At 67.9% G+C, this 6,835-nt stretch carries 9 protein-coding genes; 6 read left to right on the top strand and 3 right to left on the bottom strand.

Translation table 11 applies throughout. The features are described 5' to 3' along the window. Both ER13_RS15020 and ER13_RS15015 read left to right on the top strand, forming a co-directional pair. A partial coding sequence (locus tag ER13_RS15020) for a hypothetical protein (RefSeq protein WP_052005149.1) occupies nt 1-490 on the top strand: 490 nt, incomplete at its 5' end. Between the two features lie 41 nt (nt 491-531). Further along, complete coding sequence (locus ER13_RS15015) at nt 532-1,395, top strand: HAD family hydrolase (RefSeq protein ID WP_035310513.1); 864 nt, start codon at nt 532-534, stop codon at nt 1,393-1,395. Nucleotides 1,396-1,401: 6 nt separating this feature from the next. Here ER13_RS15015 and ER13_RS15010 read toward each other — a convergent pair whose 3' ends face one another. Beyond that, nucleotides 1,402-1,749 (bottom strand): PilZ domain-containing protein, encoded by a 348-nt coding sequence (locus tag ER13_RS15010; RefSeq protein WP_052005148.1) that lies wholly within the window; start codon nt 1,747-1,749, stop codon nt 1,402-1,404. Between the two features lie 131 nt (nt 1,750-1,880). Next, the gene (locus ER13_RS15005) at nt 1,881-2,408 is read right to left on the bottom strand and encodes a prolyl-tRNA synthetase associated domain-containing protein (protein WP_052005147.1); all 528 of its coding nucleotides are present in this window, start codon (nt 2,406-2,408) and stop codon (nt 1,881-1,883) included. 65 nt (nt 2,409-2,473) lie between these two features. Here ER13_RS15005 and ER13_RS15000 point away from each other — a divergent pair, with 65 nt between their 5' ends. Further along, nucleotides 2,474-3,214 (top strand): DUF6065 family protein, encoded by a 741-nt coding sequence (locus ER13_RS15000; protein WP_035310514.1) that lies wholly within the window; start codon nt 2,474-2,476, stop codon nt 3,212-3,214. A 17-nt stretch (nt 3,215-3,231) separates the two neighbouring features. Here the strand turns inward: ER13_RS15000 and ER13_RS14995 are convergent, their stop codons facing one another. Next, nucleotides 3,232-3,633: a Tat pathway signal sequence domain protein gene (locus tag ER13_RS14995; protein ID WP_008259905.1), complete on the bottom strand. Its 402-nt coding sequence runs from the start codon at nt 3,631-3,633 to the stop codon at nt 3,232-3,234. A gap of 146 nt (nt 3,634-3,779) precedes the next feature. On the opposite strand from ER13_RS14995, the gene ahcY reads away from it, so the two are divergent. The 3 genes from ahcY to ER13_RS14980 form a co-directional block, all read left to right on the top strand. Then, on the top strand, nt 3,780-5,171 hold the full coding sequence (ahcY, locus tag ER13_RS14990; protein ID WP_035310511.1) for an adenosylhomocysteinase: 1,392 nt from the start codon (nt 3,780-3,782) through the stop codon (nt 5,169-5,171). Nucleotides 5,172-5,204: 33 nt separating this feature from the next. Further along, nucleotides 5,205-6,413 (top strand): NAD(P)/FAD-dependent oxidoreductase, encoded by a 1,209-nt coding sequence (locus tag ER13_RS14985; protein ID WP_035310509.1) that lies wholly within the window; start codon nt 5,205-5,207, stop codon nt 6,411-6,413. A gap of 234 nt (nt 6,414-6,647) precedes the next feature. Continuing rightward, a partial coding sequence (locus ER13_RS14980) for a zf-TFIIB domain-containing protein (RefSeq protein WP_035310507.1) occupies nt 6,648-6,835 on the top strand: 188 nt, incomplete at its 3' end.

The raw sequence follows: 6,835 nt of genomic DNA, 5'->3' as shown, positions 1-6,835 counted from the left end.
GGGCGGTTGGGGGGGGGGGCGGCGGGGGGGGGGCGACACCGCCCGGGGGGGGCAGCCGCGCGCCCGAACGGCCGGGGCGCCGCCGCGGCCCTGGGCGGCGCCGGGGGGGGGGGGCGCCGCCCCCCCCCCCCCCGCCGCCGCCCAGCCCAAGCCGGTGCTGACGGCCAGCCGTCGCGAGACGGTGGATGACAAGATCGCCCGCCTGTACCAGCGCAACGGCGCCGACTTCGGCGCGGGATCGGCCGAGGACTATCTGGACAAGGTCACCGCCTTTACGGCCAAGCCCCCGCGCGACGCCGAGACGGTGAAACGGCCGAACGGCGACACCCTGATCTATCAGGCCTCGACCAACACCTTCGCCGTGGTGGCGCGCGACGGCACGCCGCGCACCATGTTCAAGCCGACCACGGGCGCCGACTACTGGGCCGAGCAGAAGACGGCGGCGCCCCGCTTCGGCCAGAGGCGACAATCGACGCCGACGGCGAGCTGATATAGAGGGCGGGGTCCGACCGACGCTCTGGAGTCCGCCCGATGTCCGACGCCCCTTCCGGCGACAAGCCCTTGCTGAAGACCGCCCTGATCTATGATTTCGACGGCACCCTGGCGCGCGGCAACATGCAGGAGGTCAGCTTCATCCCGTCCGTGGGCATGGGGATCGGCGCCTTCTGGGAAGAGGCCGAGCGCCTGACCAAGGAGGCCGACGGCGACGGCATCCTGATGTACATGCAGCTGATGCTGCATCATGCGCGCCAGAACGGTTCGCCGGTGACGCGCGAGACCCTGCGCCGGCACGGCGAGGCGGTGGCCCTGTTCGAAGGTCTGAAGGACCTCAGTTGGTTCGACCGGATGAACGCCTTCGGCGCGCGCTACGGGCTTGAGATCGAACACTATATCGTCTCGGCCGGCCTGGAGGAGATGATCGACGGCACGCCGATCCGCCCCGCCCTGACCCATGTCTTCGCCTCCCACTATGTCTATGACGACAAGGGCGAGGCGGCCTGGCCCGCGGTCGGCGTCAACTACACCACCAAGACCCAGTATCTGTTCCGCATCAACAAGGGGGTGAAGAACCACTGGGAGCACGAGCGGATCAACCACTTCATCCCCGACGACCAGCGGCCGGTGCCGTTCGAGCGGATGATCTTCATCGGCGACGGCGACACCGACGTGCCGACCATGAAGATGATGCACACCAAGGGCGGCTTCTCAATCGCCGTCTATGACCCCCGCTCGAACGAGAAGGACCAGAAGAAGGTCTATTCGCTGATCTCGGAAGACCGGGTCAATTTCGTCGCCGCCGCCGACTATAGCGAGGGTTCGGCCCTGGACCTGATCGTCAAGGGCCTGGTCGGCCGCATCGCCATCAACGCCGGCTCCATGCCGGCGGGTCTGTAGCGATCCTCAGCGCCCGCCGGCCCTGATCCAGGCGTCGCGGGCCCCGATCAGCCGCGCGGGGGCCAGGCCGCGCAGGGACTTGGCGCCGGTCTGCCTCAGCCCCGCCTCCTGCCCCTTCTGCCAGACCACCGTCGCCGGATAGGCCACCGCCTCCGCAATATCCACCACCACCACTTCGGGCGGCAGGGCCGCGCCCCGGTCGAGCCTGAGCTTCAGGCCGCCGTCCGACAGATCGACGATCACGCAGGCCGTCTCCACACCCGGCGCACAGACGACGCCCCGCGCATTGACCGCCCGACGGGGTTCGCCGCGTCGGTCCGGTTGAGAAACGGGCTTGGGTCCAAACATACGCATGCCTCAGGACGCACAGTATCGCCGTGCGATCCTCTGTGCCGGTAGCGGACTTCGAGCCGGTCAGGAAGAGAGACGGGTCATCGAACGTCGGTTCCCGCCTTTCGACGCACGCTCCGCCCCGGAACCGGGCTTCAACCCGCCAGGGCGCCGAAATCCACCACGATCGGCTCTCGCTCCCAGACCGCCAGCACCCGGCGGAAGGCCGCCTGTTCCAGAGACGTGGTCGCCGTATTGGTCAGGGGGTGGAAGTTGACGATGTCGGCGTCCCACAGCCGCCGGTCCAGGACGAAGGTCACGCGGCGCTCGACGTCGTTGATCAGACCCAGGGCCGTGACCGAACCCGGGCGGACGCCCAGCGTCTCCCACATCAGGGCCTCATTGCCGAACGACAGCCGGCCCGCCCCCATCGCGGCCGCGGCGCGCTTCAGGTCGATGACCGTGTCCTGGCGGGCCGAGATCAGCCAGAGCCGGCCTTTGTGATCCTTGAGAAACAGGTTCTTGGTGTGGGCGCCGGGCAGGTCGGCCTTGAGGTCCAGGCCTTCCTCGACGCGGAAGACGGCCGGGTGGTCGTGGGTCGTGTGGGCCACGCCGTGTTCGGCCAGCCAGGCGGTCAGGGTCTCGCGGTCGAAAGCGGGTTCAGGCGCAAGGTCTGGGGTCATGGTTGAGCAGTCGCGTTTGCGGCGTTAGGAACGGTTCCATGGTCGATACCGTGCAGACGCGCCCGCTGGAACTGGAATGCTATCCGATGACGGCCCGGCCGCCGGACCTGGTGCCCGGCCGCCAGTCGCGCAATTGGATGGACGCCTTCATCAGCCGCCACCCCTATCGCTGCCTGCCGCTGAACATGGCCAACACCACGGGGTGGGAGATCCTGTGCCCGTTCGGTTTCACGGCCGAGTGGAACGGCGGGCCGCGCCAGGAAGACATCGTCATCACCCCCGACCGGCCCCAGCACGACCTGGACCATTTCGTCACCTCGCACTTCTCGCGCGGGGTCCTGACCATGCATCCGCAATACCTGTTCCGCACGCCGCCGGGCTGGGGGATGATGTGTTCGGGGTCGCCCAATCACCTGAAGGACGGGATCCAGCCCCTGGTCGGCCTGATCGAGACCGACTGGCTGCCCTTCCCCTTCACCATGAACTGGATCTTCACGCGGCCGGGCCGGGTGAAGTTCGAGAAGGGCGAGCCCTTCTGCTTCATCAATCTGATCGAGCACAAGAAGGTGGAACAGTTCCAGCCGGTGATCCGGACGCTGGAATCCAATCCGGTCATGAAGGGCCAGTTCGAGGCCTGGAACCGCGCCCGCACCGACTTCAACCAGCGTCTGGCCGGCGGCGACCCCGACGCGGCCAAGGAGGCCTGGCAGCGCTACTATTTCAAGGGCGAGGTGCCCGAGGATCTGGGCGCGGCGCCGCCGACCCATTCGAACAAGCGCCGCCTGAAGTCGCCGCGCGTCGGCTGAGGCCGGTCAGCCGCGGCCTAGAGCGCCATCACCGTGCCGAGCAGGACCCGGGCCCCGGCGCGGCCCAGGGTGGCGTTGGTGGCGGCCTGCAGATCTGCGGCCAGCTGGTCGATGTTCGGCGCGGCGCCCGGACGCAGGCCGGTGGCGAATCGCTGGACGGCGGTGTTGTAGGCGGCGCGCAGACGCGGCGCCGACTGCTGGGCCCGGGTGCGCAGGGCCGCGTCGGGCACATCCACGCCGACTTCGACCGACAGGACGCCGCGCCGGCCGCCGGGACGCGGGATCGAGCCCGTGACCACCGGCAGGCGGAAATAGGTGTCGGCCGACGGAGCGGCGCCGCCGCTCGATGAGGCGCGGGCGGGGGTCGAGGCGGCGGCCGTCGCGACGAGGGCGAGACCGAGAAGGGCGCGGCGTTCCATTCCGCCCTGCCTAACGGGGATGGCTTAAGAAACTGCTGAGCCCGACATCGGTCATAGTGCATATAAGGATATCCTTATATGTTTATTGCTCCTTCATGCTCCACAGGCTATGAGGGCTGGAAAATCCCCTGCGGCCAGGAGCCCCCATGACCGACTACATCATCCGCGACATTTCTCTGGCCGATTGGGGCAAGAAGGAAATCGCGATCGCCGAAACGGAAATGCCGGGCCTGATGGCCCTGCGCGAAGAGTTCGGCGCCAGCCAGCCGCTGAAGGGCGCCCGGATCGCCGGCAGCCTGCACATGACCATCCAGACGGCCGTTCTGATCCAGACGCTGGAAGCCCTGGGCGCCGAAGTCCGCTGGGCCTCGTGCAACATCTTCTCGACCCAGGACCACGCCGCCGCCGCCATCGCCGCCTCGGGCACGCCGGTGTTCGCCACCAAGGGCGAGACCCTGGAGGAATACTGGGACTACGCGCACAAGATCTTCGAATGGGCTGACGGCGGCTATCCGAACCTGATCCTCGACGACGGCGGCGACGCGACCCTGCTGTGCGTGCTCGGCCCCAAGGCCGAGAAGGACATCTCGGTCCTGGCCAATCCCCAGAACGAAGAGGAAGAAGCCCTCTTCAAGGTGATGAAACGCTACATCGCCAAGAAGCCCGGCTTCTACTCGGCCATCCGCGACGCCATCGGCGGCGTGTCGGAAGAGACGACCACGGGCGTTCACCGCCTGTATCAGATGGCCGAAAAGGGCGAGCTGCCCTTCCCCGCCATCAACGTCAACGACAGCGTCACCAAATCCAAGTTCGACAACCTGTACGGCTGCCGTGAATCCCTGGTCGACGCCATCCGTCGCGGCACCGACGTCATGCTGTCGGGCAAGGTCGCCGTGGTCTGCGGCTACGGCGACGTGGGCAAGGGCTCGGCCGCTTCGCTGCGCCAGGGCGGCGCCCGTGTGATCGTGACCGAGATCGACCCGATCTGCGCGCTTCAGGCCGCGATGGAAGGCTATGAGGTCCAGACCCTGGACGACAGCGCCGGCCGGGCCGACATCTATGTGACGACGACCGGCAACAAGGACGTCATCACGGTCGAACACATGCGGCAGATGAAGAACAACGCCATCGTCTGCAACATCGGCCACTTCGACTCGGAGATTCAGGTCGCCGGCCTGAAGAACTTCAAGTGGGACGAGATCAAGCCTCAGGTCCACCACATCGAATTCCCGGACGGCAAGAAGATCATCCTGCTGTCGGAAGGCCGTCTGGTGAACCTGGGCAACGCCACGGGCCACCCGTCCTTCGTGATGTCGGCCTCCTTCACCAACCAGACCCTGGCCCAGATCGAGCTGTGGACCAACGCCAAGTCCTATCAGAACCAGGTCTACACCCTGCCCAAGCACCTGGATGAAAAGGTCGCCCTGCTGCACCTGGCCAAGCTGGGCGCCAAGCTGACCGTCCTGACCCAGGACCAGGCCGACTATATCAACGTGCCGGTCGAAGGCCCGTTCAAGGCGGACCACTACCGTTACTAAGCTCTCCCCGAGGCCGGAACCGCGAGGTTCCAAGTGACGAGGGCGTCTTATGACGTCCTCGTCGTCGGGGCCGGCGCGGCCGGGATGACGGCCGCGATCGAGGCCGGACGTCGCGGACGTCGGGTGCTGGTGGTCGATCACGCCGCCAACCCCGGCGAAAAGATCCGCATCTCCGGCGGCGGTCGGTGCAACTTCACCAATCTGGGCTGCGGCCCGGCGAATTTCCTGGGTGAGAACCCCCGGTTCGCCACCTCGGCCCTGCGTCGCTACACCCAGCACGACTTCGTCAAGCGCGTGGACCGGGCCGGCATCGCCTGGCACGAGAAGACGCTGGGCCAGCTGTTCTGCGACGACAGCGCCAAACAGATCGTCCGCATGTTGACCGACGACATGGCGGCGGCGGGCGTGACCCTGAAGATGAAGACGGGCGTGGACCGCCTGGACCGGTCCGGCGACGGCTGGCGCGTCGTCCTGTCCGACGGAACCCTGGTCACGGCGACCGCCCTGGTCGTGGCGACGGGCGGTAAATCCATCCCCAAGATGGGCGCCACAGGCTGGGCCTACGAGGTCGCGCGCCAGTTCGACATTCGCGTCACCGAAACCCGACCGGCCCTGGTCCCCCTGACGTTCGAGGCCGGCCTGCTCGAAACCCTGATCCCGCTGGCGGGCGTGGCGGTGGACGCCACTGTGGCCTCGGCGCCCGAAGGGGCCAAGGCGCGCAAGGCCAGTTTCAGCGAGGCCATGCTGTTCACCCATCGCGGCCTCAGCGGCCCGGCCATCCTGCAGATCAGCTCCTACTGGCGCGAAGGCGAGGCCATCGTCGCGGCCATGGCGCCGGGACGCAATGTCTTCGACGAGCTGAAGGCCGCCAAGGCCGCCAACGGCCGCCAGGCCGTGCACACGGCCCTGGGCCATATCGTGCCGCGGCGACTGGCGGAAAGCCTGTGCGAGCGGGAGGGCGCGGCGGGCAATCTGGCTGATCTGTCCGACGCGGCGCTGCGGCGGCTGGACCAGGCGGTCAACGCCTGGAGCGTAAAGCCGGTCGGGTCCGAAGGCTATCGCACCGCAGAAGTGACCCTCGGCGGGATCGACACCGCCGCCCTGGACCAGCAGACCCTGGCCGCCAAGGCGGTTTCCGGCCTCTATTTCATCGGCGAGGCGGTCGATGTCACCGGTTGGCTGGGCGGCTATAATTTCCAGTGGGCCTGGTCCTCCGGCTGGGCCGCCGGTCAGGTCTGCTGAGCGGGGAACGGCCTGTGGCGCCACGACGCATGGCGGCGAGCCGGCCGGGCGCCTAGCTTGGATCCTGCGGAACGGGCCCCTCTGGCGTCTTCGCGATCCGGCGTATCCCTTCGCCGCATCGTATCGACGCGATGTCGGACCGCACGGATGCGTCGGCGCGACAGGTCTGTCCCCCTCCCGGCCGGTCGCGCCGACGCCCGAACCGACCCGATTCCTGACTGATCTGGAGCCCCGATGCCTCTTCTGATGTGCCCGAACGACAATTCCGCCATGCAGACGCTGGATCGGGACGGCGTGCAGTTCGACATGTGCCCCGCCTGCCGGGGCGTCTGGCTGGACCGCGGCGAACTGGAGAAGCTGATGGCTTCGGCGGCCGAGGACGGTCGCGCCTCTGCGACGCCCGCCGCGCCCCCGTCCCAGTC

The organism is Brevundimonas sp. EAKA (genome assembly GCF_000698025.1).
Classification (GTDB): Bacteria; Pseudomonadota; Alphaproteobacteria; order Caulobacterales; family Caulobacteraceae; genus Brevundimonas; species Brevundimonas mediterranea_A.
This window is presented reverse-complemented; position numbering and strand designations above follow the sequence as displayed.